This is a genomic window from Mycolicibacterium sp. XJ879, assembly GCF_053483935.1.
Genome location: NZ_JBEFTH010000013.1, coordinates 21,095 through 34,795, shown reverse-complemented (window position 1 = coordinate 34,795; position 13,701 = coordinate 21,095). Strand labels below are relative to the sequence as shown.

General features: G+C 67.8%; 15 protein-coding genes. 6 read left to right on the top strand and 9 right to left on the bottom strand.

Translation table 11 applies throughout. The features are described from left to right. Positions 1 to 97: 97 nt before the first annotated feature. The 3 genes from ABQF13_RS22295 to hemW form a co-directional block, all read right to left on the bottom strand. Positions 98 to 769, bottom strand: coding sequence for an anti-sigma factor family protein (locus tag ABQF13_RS22295; RefSeq protein WP_448394973.1), 672 nt, complete (start codon positions 767 to 769; stop codon positions 98 to 100). Continuing rightward, on the bottom strand, positions 766 to 1,278 hold the full coding sequence (locus ABQF13_RS22290; RefSeq protein WP_448394972.1) for a sigma-70 family RNA polymerase sigma factor: 513 nt from the start codon (positions 1,276 to 1,278) through the stop codon (positions 766 to 768). The genes ABQF13_RS22295 and ABQF13_RS22290 overlap by 4 nt, the downstream gene beginning before the upstream one ends. 77 nt (positions 1,279 to 1,355) lie before the next feature. Beyond that, positions 1,356 to 2,531 carry a radical SAM family heme chaperone HemW gene (hemW, locus tag ABQF13_RS22285; protein ID WP_448394971.1) on the bottom strand — a complete coding sequence of 392 codons (1,176 nt, stop codon included), beginning with the start codon at positions 2,529 to 2,531 and terminating at the stop codon, positions 1,356 to 1,358. Between the two features lie 92 nt (positions 2,532 to 2,623). Here hemW and ABQF13_RS22280 point away from each other — a divergent pair, with 92 nt between their 5' ends. The 4 genes from ABQF13_RS22280 to ABQF13_RS22265 all read left to right on the top strand — a co-directional run bounded on the left by ABQF13_RS22280 (position 2,624) and on the right by ABQF13_RS22265 (position 5,915). Then, on the top strand, positions 2,624 to 2,716 hold the full coding sequence (locus tag ABQF13_RS22280) for an Ms4527A family Cys-rich leader peptide (RefSeq protein WP_448394970.1): 93 nt from the start codon (positions 2,624 to 2,626) through the stop codon (positions 2,714 to 2,716). A gap of 123 nt (positions 2,717 to 2,839) precedes the next feature. Further along, positions 2,840 to 4,513: a nitrite/sulfite reductase gene (locus ABQF13_RS22275; RefSeq protein ID WP_448394969.1), complete on the top strand. Its 1,674-nt coding sequence runs from the start codon at positions 2,840 to 2,842 to the stop codon at positions 4,511 to 4,513. Continuing rightward, positions 4,510 to 5,214 carry a phosphoadenylyl-sulfate reductase gene (locus tag ABQF13_RS22270; protein WP_448394968.1) on the top strand — a complete coding sequence of 235 codons (705 nt, stop codon included), beginning with the start codon at positions 4,510 to 4,512 and terminating at the stop codon, positions 5,212 to 5,214. Before ABQF13_RS22275 ends, ABQF13_RS22270 begins: the two co-directional genes overlap by 4 nt. After that, the gene (locus tag ABQF13_RS22265; protein ID WP_448394967.1) at positions 5,193 to 5,915 is read left to right on the top strand and encodes a sirohydrochlorin chelatase; all 723 of its coding nucleotides are present in this window, start codon (positions 5,193 to 5,195) and stop codon (positions 5,913 to 5,915) included. The genes ABQF13_RS22270 and ABQF13_RS22265 overlap by 22 nt, the downstream gene beginning before the upstream one ends. 1 nt (position 5,916) lies before the next feature. Here ABQF13_RS22265 and ABQF13_RS22260 read toward each other — a convergent pair whose 3' ends face one another. The 6 genes from ABQF13_RS22260 to ABQF13_RS22235 all read right to left on the bottom strand — a co-directional run bounded on the left by ABQF13_RS22260 (position 5,917) and on the right by ABQF13_RS22235 (position 10,276). Continuing rightward, positions 5,917 to 6,987, bottom strand: a complete 1,071-nt coding sequence (locus ABQF13_RS22260) for a sulfate/molybdate ABC transporter ATP-binding protein (protein WP_448394966.1) — start codon at positions 6,985 to 6,987, stop codon at positions 5,917 to 5,919. Between the two features lie 27 nt (positions 6,988 to 7,014). Beyond that, complete coding sequence (gene cysW, locus ABQF13_RS22255) at positions 7,015 to 7,827, bottom strand: sulfate ABC transporter permease subunit CysW (RefSeq protein ID WP_448394965.1); 813 nt, start codon at positions 7,825 to 7,827, stop codon at positions 7,015 to 7,017. Further along, positions 7,824 to 8,702 carry a sulfate ABC transporter permease subunit CysT gene (gene cysT / locus ABQF13_RS22250; protein ID WP_448394964.1) on the bottom strand — a complete coding sequence of 293 codons (879 nt, stop codon included), beginning with the start codon at positions 8,700 to 8,702 and terminating at the stop codon, positions 7,824 to 7,826. The genes cysW and cysT overlap by 4 nt, the downstream gene beginning before the upstream one ends. After that, positions 8,699 to 9,727, bottom strand: coding sequence for a sulfate ABC transporter substrate-binding protein (locus ABQF13_RS22245; RefSeq protein ID WP_448394963.1), 1,029 nt, complete (start codon positions 9,725 to 9,727; stop codon positions 8,699 to 8,701). Before ABQF13_RS22245 ends, cysT begins: the two co-directional genes overlap by 4 nt. A gap of 120 nt (positions 9,728 to 9,847) precedes the next feature. Further along, the gene (locus tag ABQF13_RS22240; protein WP_448394962.1) at positions 9,848 to 9,940 is read right to left on the bottom strand and encodes an Ms4533A family Cys-rich leader peptide; all 93 of its coding nucleotides are present in this window, start codon (positions 9,938 to 9,940) and stop codon (positions 9,848 to 9,850) included. Positions 9,941 to 10,078: 138 nt separating this feature from the next. Beyond that, positions 10,079 to 10,276 (bottom strand): hypothetical protein, encoded by a 198-nt coding sequence (locus tag ABQF13_RS22235; RefSeq protein WP_448394961.1) that lies wholly within the window; start codon positions 10,274 to 10,276, stop codon positions 10,079 to 10,081. 32 nt (positions 10,277 to 10,308) lie between these two features. Here ABQF13_RS22235 and ABQF13_RS22230 point away from each other — a divergent pair, with 32 nt between their 5' ends. Together ABQF13_RS22230 and ABQF13_RS22225 are read left to right on the top strand one after the other, a co-directional pair. After that, positions 10,309 to 11,541 (top strand): FAD-dependent oxidoreductase, encoded by a 1,233-nt coding sequence (locus ABQF13_RS22230; protein WP_448394960.1) that lies wholly within the window; start codon positions 10,309 to 10,311, stop codon positions 11,539 to 11,541. Positions 11,542 to 11,610: 69 nt separating this feature from the next. Then, the gene (locus ABQF13_RS22225) at positions 11,611 to 13,647 is read left to right on the top strand and encodes a glycoside hydrolase family 15 protein (protein ID WP_448394958.1); all 2,037 of its coding nucleotides are present in this window, start codon (positions 11,611 to 11,613) and stop codon (positions 13,645 to 13,647) included. Positions 13,648 to 13,701: the final 54 nt, after the last annotated feature.

The window sequence follows — 13,701 nt, the reverse complement described above, 5'->3', positions numbered from 1 at the left end:
GCCATGGCGCCAATATTGGCACATCCCGGCGAACATTTGGGAAGTAGGGACAGCGGGGCGACGTGGTGCCGCTGACGTCGGCGGGGTGCTGTGGTTCCTACAGCGTCTTCACGGCCAGCGGCTGATCGTCACCGGAGACCCGGATGTCGACGGTGTGGATCTGTGGCGTCGGGATGCTGGTCGCCGCCGACAGCCCGGTCGCCTCGTCGCCGGCGGGCCGCCAGGACCCGACGACGGTCTGGGTGCCGTCGCGGGTGGTCACCACGATGTCGTAGCTGGCGACGTTGCGCGCCCAGTCCTTGGTGTACTCGCATGACCAGTTCAGCTCGGTGCCCCAACCCTTCTCGGTGACCGCGAGTTGGGCGGTCAGTCCCTCGCGCTGGCCCGGCTGCATCGGGGCCATCGCCACCGTCTGCACCCCATCGGTGGTGCGGGGGAACACCGTCGCGCCGATCACGCCGCCCACGATCGCCAACGCGGCCGCCGCGGCGACCGCGCTCATCAGGATCGCGCGCCGCGACCGCTGTTGCCGCTTTTCCGCCAGTGAGGCCGCGCCGACCGGTTCGATCAGCGCCGCGGCTTCGTCGGGGCTGAGCGCCTCGAGGATGGTCGGCATCTCGGCGAGTTCGGTGAGCTCGGCGGCCTTCTCGGGGTTGGCGGCGAGGTAGTTTTCGTAGCTTCGCCGGTCTTGGGAACTCAGCGCGCCCAGCACATAGGCGGCGTCCCACCGGGCAAAGTCGTCGTCGGACGCACCGCTGGGCTTGCTCACTGGACAATCCCCCTTTCCTGCAACGCAATTCGCAACGCGCGCAGCGCGTAGTGCATCCTGGACTTGACCGTGCCCGCCGGTATCTGTTCCTGTTGCGCGATGTCGGCGACGGTCTGGCCGAGGTAGTAGGCGCGTACGATCACGCTGCGGTGCTCGGCGCTGAGCGACTTGAGCGCATCGGTCAGGATCCATTTGTCGACCGCGGGGCCGATCGCGTCCAGCGACGGCCGTTCCGGGACGTCGTCGGTCTGCAGCTCGCGGGCGAACCGTGCGCTACGGCGGTCGTCGATCACCAGGTTGCGGGCCACGGTGAACAGCCACGCCCGCACGGATTCGCTGGGCTGTTGCAGGATCTCGGGTTTACGCCACAGCCGCAGCAGCGATTCCTGCACCACGTCCTCGGCGAACGGCCGGTCTCCGCGGGTGAGCCGCATGACGTAGCGCAGCAGCGCCTGGCTGTGCGCATCGGAAATCGCGCGCAGCAGCGCCGCCTGGTCGGGCTCGGTCACCCGTACATGCTGCCGCCGAATGTGGGCTGGTGTGACGGCAAACGCCAAAAAGCCGTGCGGGTAACCCACGTTCGGCGCTAATCAAGGATGGTGCGCACCACCGCGTCGGCCAACAACCGCCCCCGGTCGGTGAGCACCAGCCGGTCGGACCGCACGATCGCGAGCCCGTCGTCGACCACTGTCGCGGCGCGGCGGCGTTCGGCCTCGCTCAGCAGGTCCATCGCCAGCCCGTCGCGCAGCCGCACCCCCAACAGCACATCCTCGGTGTGGCGGGTTTCGGCATCGAGCAGTTCGTAACCGGCGACCGGAAGCCGGCCCTCGCTCAAGGTTTGCGCATAAGCGTTGGGGTGCTTGACATTCCACCACCGCGTCGCGCCGAGGTAGCCGTGAGCGCCCGGTCCGGTGCCCCACCACTGACCGCCGTTCCAGTAGCCGATGTTGTGTCGGCACTCGCCGCCGGGCCGACACCAGTTCGACAGCTCGTACCAGTCGAAGCCGGCCGCCGACAGCCGCGCGTCGAGCAGCTCGTAGCGGTGCGCCAACTCGTCGTTGTCGGGGGTGGTGAGCTCGCCGCGGCGCACCCGGCGCGCCATCGCGGTGCCGTCCTCGACCACCAGCGCGTACCCGGAGACGTGGTCGACGCCGGCGTCGAGCGCGGCCTCGATCGAGCGCAGCAGATCCTCGTCGCGCTCTCCGGGTGTGCCGTAGATCAGATCCAGGTTGAGGTGCTCGAACCCGGCGGCGCCGGCCTCGCGGGCCGCCTCCAGCGCACGCCCCGGTGAGTGCACCCGGTCCAGCACCGCCAGCACGTGCGCGGCCGTGGACTGTATGCCCAGCGACACCCGGGTGTACCCGGCGGCGCGCAGCTGGTCGAAGAACCGCGGCGACGTCGACTCCGGATTGGCTTCAGTGGTGAGCTCGGCGTCGGGCGCGAAGTCGAAATGCGCGCGGATCGCGTCGAGCACCGTGGCCAGGCCGTCGGCGCCCAGCAACGACGGGGTTCCGCCGCCGATGAACACGGTGTCGACCGGCGGCGGCGCACCCATTGCCGCGGCGGCCAGCCGAAGCTCGGTGCGCAGCCCGGCCAGGTATCCGTCCGGGGTGGCGCCGCCCAGCTCCGTGGGCGTATAGGTGTTGAAGTCGCAGTAACCGCAGCGCGTCGCGCAGAACGGCACGTGGACGTAGACGCCGAACGCGCGGCCGGGGGTGGCCCTGAGGTTCGGCAGCGCCGCGGGCGCCGTTCGCACGGTCATATGGTCCAGCTTCCCAGAAGAGTTCTGCTCGCCCTGAGCGCAAATATGGGCCGGTTAGGGCGTTGGCCCAAGTTCATGGCACAATTGGCGTCGTGACTGCTGCACGCATCTTCCCCCGCATTTCGCTGGTGGCGCGTCGGCATGTCGATTACAAGCGCGTTTGTACCTGTTGCTGTCTGCCTTGACGCGCTGATTACGGACCCCAGCCCACCAATCCCTTTTAGCTGGCCGCCGGATCTGCGCCGCCGGACAGCTCTCCGGTGACACGCGCGATCTGAACGCCGGCTCCACGAAGGAGCCAACACCGAATGACTCAGGCAAAAGCCAAACCGGCCCGCAAGCCACGCGCAGAAGGCCAGTGGGCCCTCGGCTACCGAGAACCGCTCAACGGCAACGAGCAGCTCAAAAAGGACGACAACCCGCTCAACGTGCGGGACCGCATCGTCAACATCTACGCCAAGACGGGATTCGACGGTATCGACACGTCCGACCTGCGTGGCCGCTTCCGCTGGATGGGTCTGTACACCCAGCGCGAGCAGGGCTACGACGGCACCTGGACCGGCGACGAGAACGCCGATCTGCTGGAGGCCAAGTACTTCATGATGCGGGTCCGCTGCGACGGCAAGGCGCTCTCGGTGGCCGCGCTGCGCACGCTGGGGGCGATCTCCACCGACTTCGCCCGCGACACCGCCGACATCACCGACCGGATGAACCTGCAGTACCACTGGCTGGAGATCGAGAACGTCCCCGAGATCTGGCGTCGGCTCGATGAGGTCGGGCTGCAGACCACCGAGGCCTGCGGTGACTGCCCGCGCGGCATGCTGGGCTCGCCGCTGGCCGGGTTGTCCCACGACGAGGTGATCGACCCGACCCCGGCGCTCGACGAGATCGTCCGCCGCTACATCGACAACCCCGAGTACTCCAACCTGCCGCGTAAGTACAAGACCGCGGTCTCGGGTCTGCAGGACGTCGCCCATGAGGTCAACGACATCTCGTTTATCGGGGTGAACCATCCCGAGCACGGGCCCGGGCTGGACCTGTGGGTGGGCGGCGGCCTGTCCACCAACCCGATGCTGGCCCAACGGCTCGGCGTGTGGGTGCCGTTGAACGAGGTGCCCGACGTGTGGGAGGCCGTCACCTCGGTGTTCCGCGACTACGGCTACCGCAGGCTGCGGTCGAAGGCGCGGCTGAAGTTCCTGGTCAAGGACTGGGGTGTAGAAAAGTTCCGCGAGGTTCTCGAAACGGAGTATCTGAAGCGTCCGTTGATCGACGGCCCGGCGCCCCAGCCGGTCAAGCATCCGATCGACCACGTCGGCATCCAGAAGCTCAAGAACGGCCTCAACGCAGTCGGCGTCGCCCCGATCGCCGGCCGGGTGTCGGGCACGATCCTGACCGCGGTGGCCGACCTGATGGAGAAGGCCGGTTCCGACCGCGCGCGGTTCACCCCGTATCAGAAGCTGATCATCCTCGATGTGCCTGACGACAAGCTCGACGACCTGACCGCCGGGCTGGCGCAGCTGGGGTTGCCCGCCGAGCCGACGCACTGGCGCAAGAACCTGATGGCCTGCACGGGCATCGAATTCTGCAAGCTGTCGTTCACCGAGACCCGCACCCGCGCACAGGCGCTCGTGCCCGAGCTGGAGAAGCGGCTCGAGGACATCAACGCCCAGCTCGACGTGCCGATCACGATCAACCTGAACGGCTGCCCGAACTCCTGCGCGCGGATCCAGGTGGCCGACATCGGTTTCAAGGGCCAGATGGTCGACGACGGCGACGGCCCTGAAGAGGGTTTCCAGGTGCACCTGGGCGGCAGCCTCGGGCTGGACAGCGGTTTCGGCCGCAAGCTGCGCCAGCACAAGGTGCTGTCCAAGGACGTCGGGGACTACATCGACAGGGTGGTCCGCAACTTCGTGAAACAACGCGAGGACGGCGAGCGTTTCGCTACGTGGGCGATGCGAGCCGAGGAGGCGGATCTGCGGTGACTGACGTTCTATCCGACACCGACCTGCAGGCGCTGGCCGAGCGGGCCGCCGAGGAACTCGACGGTGCCAGCGCCATCGACCTGCTGCGCTGGACCGACGAGAACTTCGCAGGCAACTACATCGTGGCGTCCAACATGCAGGATGCGGTCCTCGTCGATATGGCCGCCAAGGTGCGCCCCGGTGTGGACGTGCTGTTTCTGGACACCGGCTATCACTTCGCCGAAACGATCGGCACCCGTGACGCGGTCGCGTCGGTCTACGACGTGAACGTGGTCAACGTCACCCCGGAAAAGTCCGTGGCCGAACAGGATGCGCTCTTCGGCAAGGATCTGTTCGCTCGTGAACCCAACGAGTGCTGCCGGACGCGCAAGGTCGAGCCGTTGAGCAAGGCGCTGAGCGGATATGCGGCATGGGTCACCGGCATCCGGCGGGTGGAGGCGCCGACGCGCGCGAACGCGCCGCTGATCAGTTGGGATAAGGCGTTCGGGCTGGTGAAGATCAACCCGTTGGCGGCGTGGACCGACGACGACATGCAGCGCTACATCGACGCCAACGGCGTGTTGGTCAATCCGCTTGTCGACGAGGGCTATCCGTCGATCGGCTGCGCGCCGTGCACGGCCAAGCCCGTCGAGGGTGCCGATCCGCGCAGCGGCCGCTGGGCGGGCACCGGCAAGATCGAATGCGGGCTGCACGCCTCGTGACGCTCATTTTGACCGCGCACGGCAGTGTCGATCCGCGCTCAGCGGCCGTGACGCATGCGGTCGCGGGCCGGATCCGACGACTGCGGCCGTGGCTGGATGTGCGTGCGGCGTTTCTGGAGAACGCCGCACCGAGCCTGGGCGACGTGCTGGCCGACATGCCCGGCCGCGGCGTCGTCGTGCCGTTCCTGCTGGCCGACGCCTACCACGCCCGCATCGACCTGCCCGCGGTGATCGAAGCCTCGGGAGCCGACGTCGAGCAGGCCGGGGTGTTGGGTGAGGATCCGGCGCTGTTGTCGGTGTTGCGACAGCGCCTCGCCGAACGCGGTGCGTCTCCGGACGACGACGGCCTCGGAGTGCTGGTCGTGGCCGTCGGGTCGTCGAGCGCTACCGCGAACGCCCGCACCACCTCGGTGGCGCGGACGCTGGGTACCGGAACCCGTTGGGCGGGCGCCGAAGTCGCGTTCGCCACCGGCCCGCATCCCAGCGTCGACGACGCCGCACAACTGCTGCGCGCCAAGGGTGCGCGCCGTTTGGTGATCGCCCCGTGGTTCCTGGCGCACGGCCGGATCACCGATCGCGTCGCCAACTACGCCGCCGCACAAGACATCTCGATGGCCGAGCCGCTGGGATCGCACAACCTGGTCGCCGCGACGGTACTGGACCGCTTCGACGCGCTCACCGCCGCCTCCGTGGCGGCCTAGCCTAGCTGAGGCTTTCGACTGCGCGCTCGTCGGCGGTGTCGGCTGCGGGCACTTCGGAGCCTGCCGGTATCGCGGGGATGCGGGTGGCGCGCACGTAGACGGTGTCGCCCTCTTTCAAGGCGAGTGCTTCGGCATCACCGCGGGTAATCTGCGCGGTGAACGAGGTGTTCGATGCGGCGTTGGTGAGTTCGACGCGAACTTCGAAGCCCAGCATGACGATCCGGTCGATGGTGGCTCGTACCACGCCGGTGGCGGCGATGGAGTCTTCGCTGGCCGCGATGGCCATCTCCGGGGTGCGTCCGACGCGGATGTCGTGGGGGCGCACCAGGCTGCCGTTCAGCGACGACACCGCACCCAGAAACGACATCACGAACGCGTTGGCGGGTTGGTCGTAAACCTGTGTCGGAGAACCGACCTGCTCGATACGGCCGTTGTTGAGCACGGCGATGCGGTCGGCCACGTCCAGCGCTTCGGACTGGTCGTGGGTGACCAGCACGGTGGTGACGTTGACCTCCTCGTGCAGGTGTCGCAACCAGACCCGCAGATCCTCACGGACTTTGGCGTCCAGTGCGCCGAACGGCTCGTCGAGCAGTAGCACCTGCGGGTCGACGGCGAGCGCGCGGGCCAGCGCCATGCGTTGGCGTTGTCCCCCGGACAGCTGGTTGGGGTAGCGGGTCTGAAAGCCGGTCAGCCCCACCACGTCCAGCAGGTTGTCGACCTTTTCCTTGATCTCGGCCTTCGGCCGTTTGCGGATCTTGAGGCCGAAGGCCACGTTGTCACGCACCGTCAGGTGCTTGAACGCCGCGTAGTGCTGGAACACGAACCCGATACCGCGTCGCTGCGGCGGCACGTTGGTGACGTCGCGGCCGTTGATCGTGATGGTTCCGGTGTCGGGTTGGTCCAGCCCGGCGATCGCGCGCAGCAGGGTGGATTTACCCGAACCGCTGGGGCCGAGCAGCGCCGTCAACGACCCCGACGGCACGTCGAAGTCGACGTTGTCGAGCGCGGCGAAGTCGCCGTAGCGCTTGTTGGCGCCCCGCACCGTGATCGCGTTGGTCGTGCTGGTGGTCACAGCCGTCGTCTCCTCATCGCCCATGGCTCAGGTGTCCAGTTTCGCGCGGCGGGCGTCGAGAATCACCTGCACGATCAGGACGATCACTGCGACGCTCATCAACAGTGTCGAGATCGCGTACGCGCCATACTCGTTTCCGAGCGCGTGGCGGTCGGACACCAGCAACGTCAACGTCTGCGACTGGCCCGGCAGGTTCGACGACACCATGATCACGGCCCCGTACTCGCCGAGCGTCCGCGCGACGGTCAACACCACCCCGTACATCAGACCCCACTTGATCGAGGGCAGCGTGACCAGCCGGAAGGTCTGCCACGCGCTGGAACCCAGGGTCGAGGCGGCCTCCTCCTGGTCGGTGCCCAACTCGTGCAACACCGGTTCGACCTCCCGGATCACGTAGGGCACGGTGACGAAGATGCTGGCCAGCACGATGCCCGGGAACCCGAAGATGATCTTGAGGCCGAGGTTGTTCTCGACGAAGCCCAGCGCACCGGCCGAGCCCCACAGCAGGATCAGCGCGACACCGACCACCACCGGCGACACCGCAAACGGCAGGTCGATCACCGCCTGCAGCATGCTCTTACCACGAAACTTGTTGCGCGCCAATACCAGAGCGGTCGGGACCCCGAAGATCACGTTGAGCGGCACCACGATGGCCACCACGATCAGCGACAGTTGCAGCGCCGAGATGGCCGCCGGCGTGGTGATCGACCCGACGAACTCGCCGATACCCGGTTCGAAGGTGCGCCACAGAATCAAGCCGACCGGCACCACCAGCAAGACCGCCAGATAGCCCAGCGCCAGAAAACGCAGCAGGTAGCGAACCGCAGGCGACAACGTCACGTCGTCAACTCCTGGCGTTTGGCCACCCGCGAGCCGATGGTGCGCAGGATGAACAGCACCACGAACGAAATCGTAAGCAGCACAATCGATACCGCCGCCGCACCGGTGCGGTCGTCGAACTCGATCAGGGTGCGGATGTACTGCGAGGACACCTCGGATTCACCGGGTACCGCGCCGCCGATCAGCACCACCGAACCGTATTCACCGATCGCGCGGGAGAAGGCCAGCCCGGCACCGGAGAGCAGGGACGGCAGCAGCGCGGGCAGCATCACGAGCCGGAAGATCGTGAAGTTGTCGGCGCCCAGCGATGCCGCGGCTTCCTCGACCTCACGATCCAACTCCAGGATCACCGGCTGCACCGAGCGCACCACGAACGGCAGGGTGACGAACAGCAGCGCGATGCCCACCCCCCACTTGGTGTGCTGGATGTGGATCCCGACCGGGCTGCTCGGCCCGTAGAGTGCCAGCATCACCAGGCTGGCCACGATGGTGGGCAATGCGAACGGCAGGTCGATGATGGCGTCCACCAACCGCTTGCCGACGAAGTCGTCGCGGGTGAGCACCCACGCCACCAGCAGGCCGAAGAACAGGTTGATCACCGCGACCGCGAATGAGACGGTCAGCGTGACCTGAAACGACTGGATCGCGCCGGTGGAGGTCACCGCCTGCCAGAACGCGTCCCACCCACCACCGGCGGACTGCCACACGATCGCGGCGAGCGGCAGCAGCACGATGATCGACAACCAGGTGGTGGCCACGCCGACGCGCAGCTTGGTGTTGCCGTAGCGGCTGATGAAAAAGCCCTTGGGCGTCCCGGCATCGTCGAACGGCTCCTGCGGGAGCCGCGGGCCTTTCGCGTCCAGGCCAGCTGTCATCCCGTGGCTTCTTTGTAGATTTTCGTGATCGTGCCGTTGTCCTTGTCGAACAATGCCGCATCCACGCTCTGCCAGCCACCCAGATCGGCGATCGTCCACAGTCTCTCCGGGGCGGGGAAATCGTCCGCGAAATCCAACGCAACCCCGGGATCGACCGGCCGGAAACCGGCCTCGGCCCAGATCCTCTGCCCCTCAGGGGTGTAGAGGAAGTTCTTGAGCGCGGTGGCCTTCTCGAGGTGCGGGCTCGAGGTGACGACCGCAACGGGGTTCTCGATCTTGAACGTCTGCGGCGGGTTCACATGTTCGACGGGCTCGCCCTGCCGTTCGATGTGGATGGCCTCGTTCTCGTAGCTCAGCAGCACATCGCCGGTGCCCTGCAGGAACAGGTCGCTGGCCGCGCGCCCGGACGACGGCCGGGTCCTGATGTGATCCGTGACCAGCTCGTTGACGAAATCCAGCCCGGCCTGTGGGTTTTGACCGCCGTTGCTCTTGGCGGCATACGGCGCCAATAGGTTCCACTTCGCCGATCCCGAACTGAGCGGGCTCGGACTCACCACCTCGAGGCCCGGCGCCAGCAGGTCGTCCCAGTCCCTGATGTTCTTCGGGTTGCCCTCGCGCACCACGAGCGTGACGACGGAGCCGAACGGGACACCGCCGGTGGCGTCGGCGTTCCAGTCCTCGGCGACCTTGCCCGCCTTGACCAACCGGGCGACGTCGGGTTCGACGGAGAAGTTGACGATGTCGGCGGGTTTACCGTCGACCACAGCGCGCGACTGATCGCCCGAGGGGCCGTAGGACGCGGTCACCGCGGCGCCATCACCTTCCTGGGTAGCCGCAAACGCCGGGATGATCTGGCTCCAGCCGGGCTCGGGAACCGCGTAGGCGACCAGCGTCAGCGTGCTGTCGCCGCCACCGGTCTCCGGAGCGCCGCCGACGACGTCGCTGGATCCGCCGCCGCACGCGGTGACCAGGCTCGCGGCGGCGACGACGGCGGCGGTGCGCCAGAACTTCTGGTGATCACGCATTGATGACCTTTCCTTGCAGGGACGCTAACGAAGACGATCCGTCACGTCGGCAAGGCGCGAGCAGCATTCGGGCTCAGAACAGTTGCCGCCGACACACTAAAACCGCGGACGGGAAAGGAGTCAGCAACAACAGCAGACATCAGCGACGGCAGCGAGTCCCACGGCGATGAGGGCCAAGACGTGGCCGCCCTTGTTGCCGGTCGCCGAACGCATGGCGCAAAGAATAACAGAGCCGGCCGGTTGTGCACGGTGTCGATCAGCCGCCCTGACGCGTCACCAGCCAGGTGACGAGCACCAATACCACCAGGAAAGCCAGCGCCATCGTCACCCGCGACGGTGGCATACCGCCCCTCATCGGTCGTCGTCTTGGTCGAGATGGCGCACCCGCCGCACCAGCCGAATGCTGTTGCCCAGCGCACCGTCGAGCACCACAGCAATGCCGAACGCCAGCGCGACCACCACGGGCATCACCACCGCGGTCTGCACTACGAACGGCAGCCCGGTGAGCCACAGCTCAACGCCGTCCCACCAATTGAGGAAGCCGTCCACCCGGCCAGCGTATGTGATGTAAAGATTGCGCCGTGCCCGAGGACGAGGAGCGCACCGACAGTACCGGCTGCATCGTCGCCGGCGGCGGTCCCGCGGGAATCATGCTGGGCCTGCTGCTTGCCCGCGCCGGCGTCGACGTCACGGTCATGGAGAAACACGCGGACTTCCTGCGTGACTTCCGCGGCGACACGGTGCACGCCAGCACGCTGCGGTTGCTTGACGAACTCGGCCTCGCCGAGCAGTTCGCCCAGCTGCCGCACCGGGAGATCGAACAGCTCTCCCTCAACGTGCAGGGCACCGAGGTGAGGATGGATCTACGGCGGATTCCCGGTCCGCACAAGCAGATTGCGCTGGTGCCCCAGTGGGACTTCCTCGAGCTGTTGGCGTCGGCAGCGGAGAAAGAGCCGACGTTCACACTGCTGCGCAACACCGAGGTGCTGGGGCCGATCGTGCGCGGCAGCACCGTGGTCGGGGTCCGGTACCGCACCGCCGACGGTGAGGTCCGCGCGATGCACGCGCCGCTGACCGTCGCCTGCGACGGCCGGTCCTCGACGCTGCGCACGGCGATGGGGCTGACGCCGAAGAACTTCGGGACGCCCATGGACGTGTGGTGGTTTCGGCTGCCGCGCCGCCCCGACGACCCGCACGGGCTGGCCGGGGTGCTGGGGACGGGCCACGCCCAGATCGTCATCGACCGCGGTGAGTACTACCAATGCGCCTACGTCATCCCCAAGGGCCGCGACAGCGACCTTCGCGCCGAGGGCGTCGAAGCGCTGCGCCGTGACGTGGTGGCGCTGGTGCCGTGGCTGGCCGAGCACACCGCGGCGCTGACGTCGATGGACGAGGTCAAGCTGCTCAACGTGGCGCTCAACCGGCTGCGCCGCTGGTACACCGACGGGTTGTTGCTCATCGGTGACGCCGCCCACGCGATGTCGCCGGTCGGCGGCGTCGGGATCAATCTCGCGGTGGCCGACGCCGTCGCCGCCGGGCGGATGCTGGCCGCTCCGCTGCGCACCGGCACGGTCTCGACCCGGCACCTGGCGCGGGTGCAGGCCCGCCGGTGGCTGCCTGCGGCGCTGGTCCAGGCGGTGCAGCGGCTGATCCACGCGCGGGTGATCGCGGTGGCGGTGGGGGCGACCGGTCCGGCCAAACCACCGCTTCTGGTCCGGATCGCCGCGCGCGCGCCGCTGTTGCGCCGGGTCGCGGCCTACGGTGTCGCGATCGGCCCGCTGCCCGAACACGTGCCGGCGTTCGCCCGCCGCTGAGGGCCGGTGCGCGGGAACACGGGAACGATTCGGTGGACGCCGAGCAGGTCCGCAGTCGATGATGTCGGCATGGTGCTACCACACATCGAGCCGTCCGAAGTGCCATCGGAGACCGACAACGGGTCCGCGTCGGGCCGCCGCAGCGACCCGAACGCCCCACTGACGATGACCGGGCCGATGCCCTACGCGCCATCCGCGTCGTTGCGGAACCCCTTTCCGCCGATCGCCGACTACGCGTTTCTGTCCGACTGCGAGAACACCTGCCTGATCTCGTCGGCAGGCTCCATCGAATGGCTGTGCGTACCGCGTCCGGACTCCCCCAGCGTGTTCGGCGCGATCCTCGACCGCGGCGCAGGCCACTTCCGGCTGGGCCCCTACGGGGTGTCGGTGCCTGCCGCCCGCCGCTACCTCCCGGGCAGCCTGATCCTGGAGACCACCTGGCAGACCCACACCGGCTGGCTGATCGTGCGCGACGCGCTGGTGATGGGACCGTGGCATGACCTCGACGCCAGGTCCCGCACGCACCGCCGCACCCCGATGGACTGGGACGCCGAGCACATCCTGTTGCGCACGGTGCGCTGTGTCAGCGGCACGGTCGAGTTGGTGTTGAACTGCGAACCGGCCTTCGACTACCACCGCATCCCGGCCACCTGGGAGTACTCGGCCCAGGCCTACGGGGAGGCGATCGCCCGCGCCCGCCGCGACCCCGATGCGCATCCGACGCTGAGGCTGACCACCAACCTGCGACTCGGGCTCGAAGGCCACGAGGCCCGCGCCCGCACCCGGATGAAGGAGGGCGACAACGCGTTTGTCGCGCTGTCCTGGTCCAAACACCCCGCGCCGCAGAACTACGAGGAAGCCGCCGACAAGATGTGGCAGACCAGCGAATGCTGGCGGCAGTGGATCAACATCGGCAACTTCCCCGACCACCCGTGGCGGGCCTACCTGCAGCGCAGCGCGTTGACGCTGAAGGGGCTCACCTACTCCCCGACCGGTGCGCTACTGGCGGCGCCCACCACGTCGTTGCCGGAAACCCCACAGGGCGAGCGCAATTGGGACTACCGCTACGCGTGGGTGCGGGACTCCACGTTCGCGCTGTGGGGTCTGTACACCTTGGGTCTGGACCGTGAAGCCGACGACTTCTTCGCGTTCATCGCCGACGTGTCCGGTGCGAACAACGGTGAACGCCACCCGCTTCAGGTGATGTATGCCGTCGGCGGTGAGCGCACCCTGGTCGAGGAGGAACTGCACCACCTGTCCGGCTACGACGGCGCCCGCCCGGTGCGCATCGGCAACGGCGCCTACAACCAGATGCAGCACGACATCTGGGGCACGATGCTGGACTCGGTGTATCTGCACGCGAAGTCGCGGGAGCAGATCTCCGACACGTTGTGGCCGGTGCTCAAACAACAGGTCGAAGAGGCGATCAAGCACTGGCGCCAGCCAGACCGCGGCATCTGGGAGGTACGCGGCGAACCGCAGCACTTCACCTCCAGCAAGATCATGTGCTGGGTGGCGCTGGACCGCGGCTCCAAACTCGCCGAACTGCAGGGTGAGAAGTCCTACGCCCAGCAGTGGCGCGCCATCGCCGAGGAGATCAAGGCCGATGTGCTCAAGAACGGCGTCGACTCGCGCGGGGTGCTGACCCAGCGCTACGGCCACGACGCGCTGGACGCGTCGCTGCTGCTGGCGGTGCTGACCCGGTTCCTGCCGCCCGACGACCCGCGGGTGCGGGCCACCGTGCTGGCGATCGCCGACGAGCTCACCGAGGAAGGCCTGGTGCTGCGCTACCGCGTCGAGGAGACCGACGACGGCCTGGCCGGCGAGGAGGGCACGTTCACGATCTGCTCGTTCTGGCTGGTGTCGGCGCTGGTGGAGATCGGCGAGATCCACCGCGCAAAACACCTGTGTGAGCGGCTGCTGTCGTTCGCCAGCCCACTGCACCTGTACGCCGAGGAGATCGAGCCGCGCACGGGCCGCCACCTCGGCAACTTCCCGCAGGCGTTCACCCATCTGGCGTTGATCAACGCGGTGGTGCACGTGATCCGCGCCGAAGAGGAGGCCGACAGCTCCGGCGGGTTCGTGCCCGCCAACGCGCCGATGTAGCCGAGGTGCGTTACCGCTACTCTCGGTCTGACAAATGGGCTTGACCAAAGGGCG

What these genes read in the sequence shown, in the direction of transcription:
- ABQF13_RS22245 (WP_448394963.1), bottom strand. Translation starts at nt 9,727, where the DNA reads ATGCGTGATCACCAGAAGTTCTGGCGCACCGCCGCCGTCGTCGCCGCC.
- ABQF13_RS22265 (WP_448394967.1), top strand. Translation starts at nt 5,193, where the DNA reads ATGCGGGCTGCACGCCTCGTGACGCTCATTTTGACCGCGCACGGCAGT.
- hemW (WP_448394971.1), bottom strand. Translation starts at nt 2,531, where the DNA reads ATGACCGTGCGAACGGCGCCCGCGGCGCTGCCGAACCTCAGGGCCACC.
- ABQF13_RS22240 (WP_448394962.1), bottom strand. Translation starts at nt 9,940, where the DNA reads ATGCGTTCGGCGACCGGCAACAAGGGCGGCCACGTCTTGGCCCTCATC.
- ABQF13_RS22275 (WP_448394969.1), top strand. Translation starts at nt 2,840, where the DNA reads ATGACTCAGGCAAAAGCCAAACCGGCCCGCAAGCCACGCGCAGAAGGC.
- ABQF13_RS22225 (WP_448394958.1), top strand. Translation starts at nt 11,611, where the DNA reads ATGGTGCTACCACACATCGAGCCGTCCGAAGTGCCATCGGAGACCGAC.
- cysT (WP_448394964.1), bottom strand. Translation starts at nt 8,702, where the DNA reads ATGACAGCTGGCCTGGACGCGAAAGGCCCGCGGCTCCCGCAGGAGCCG.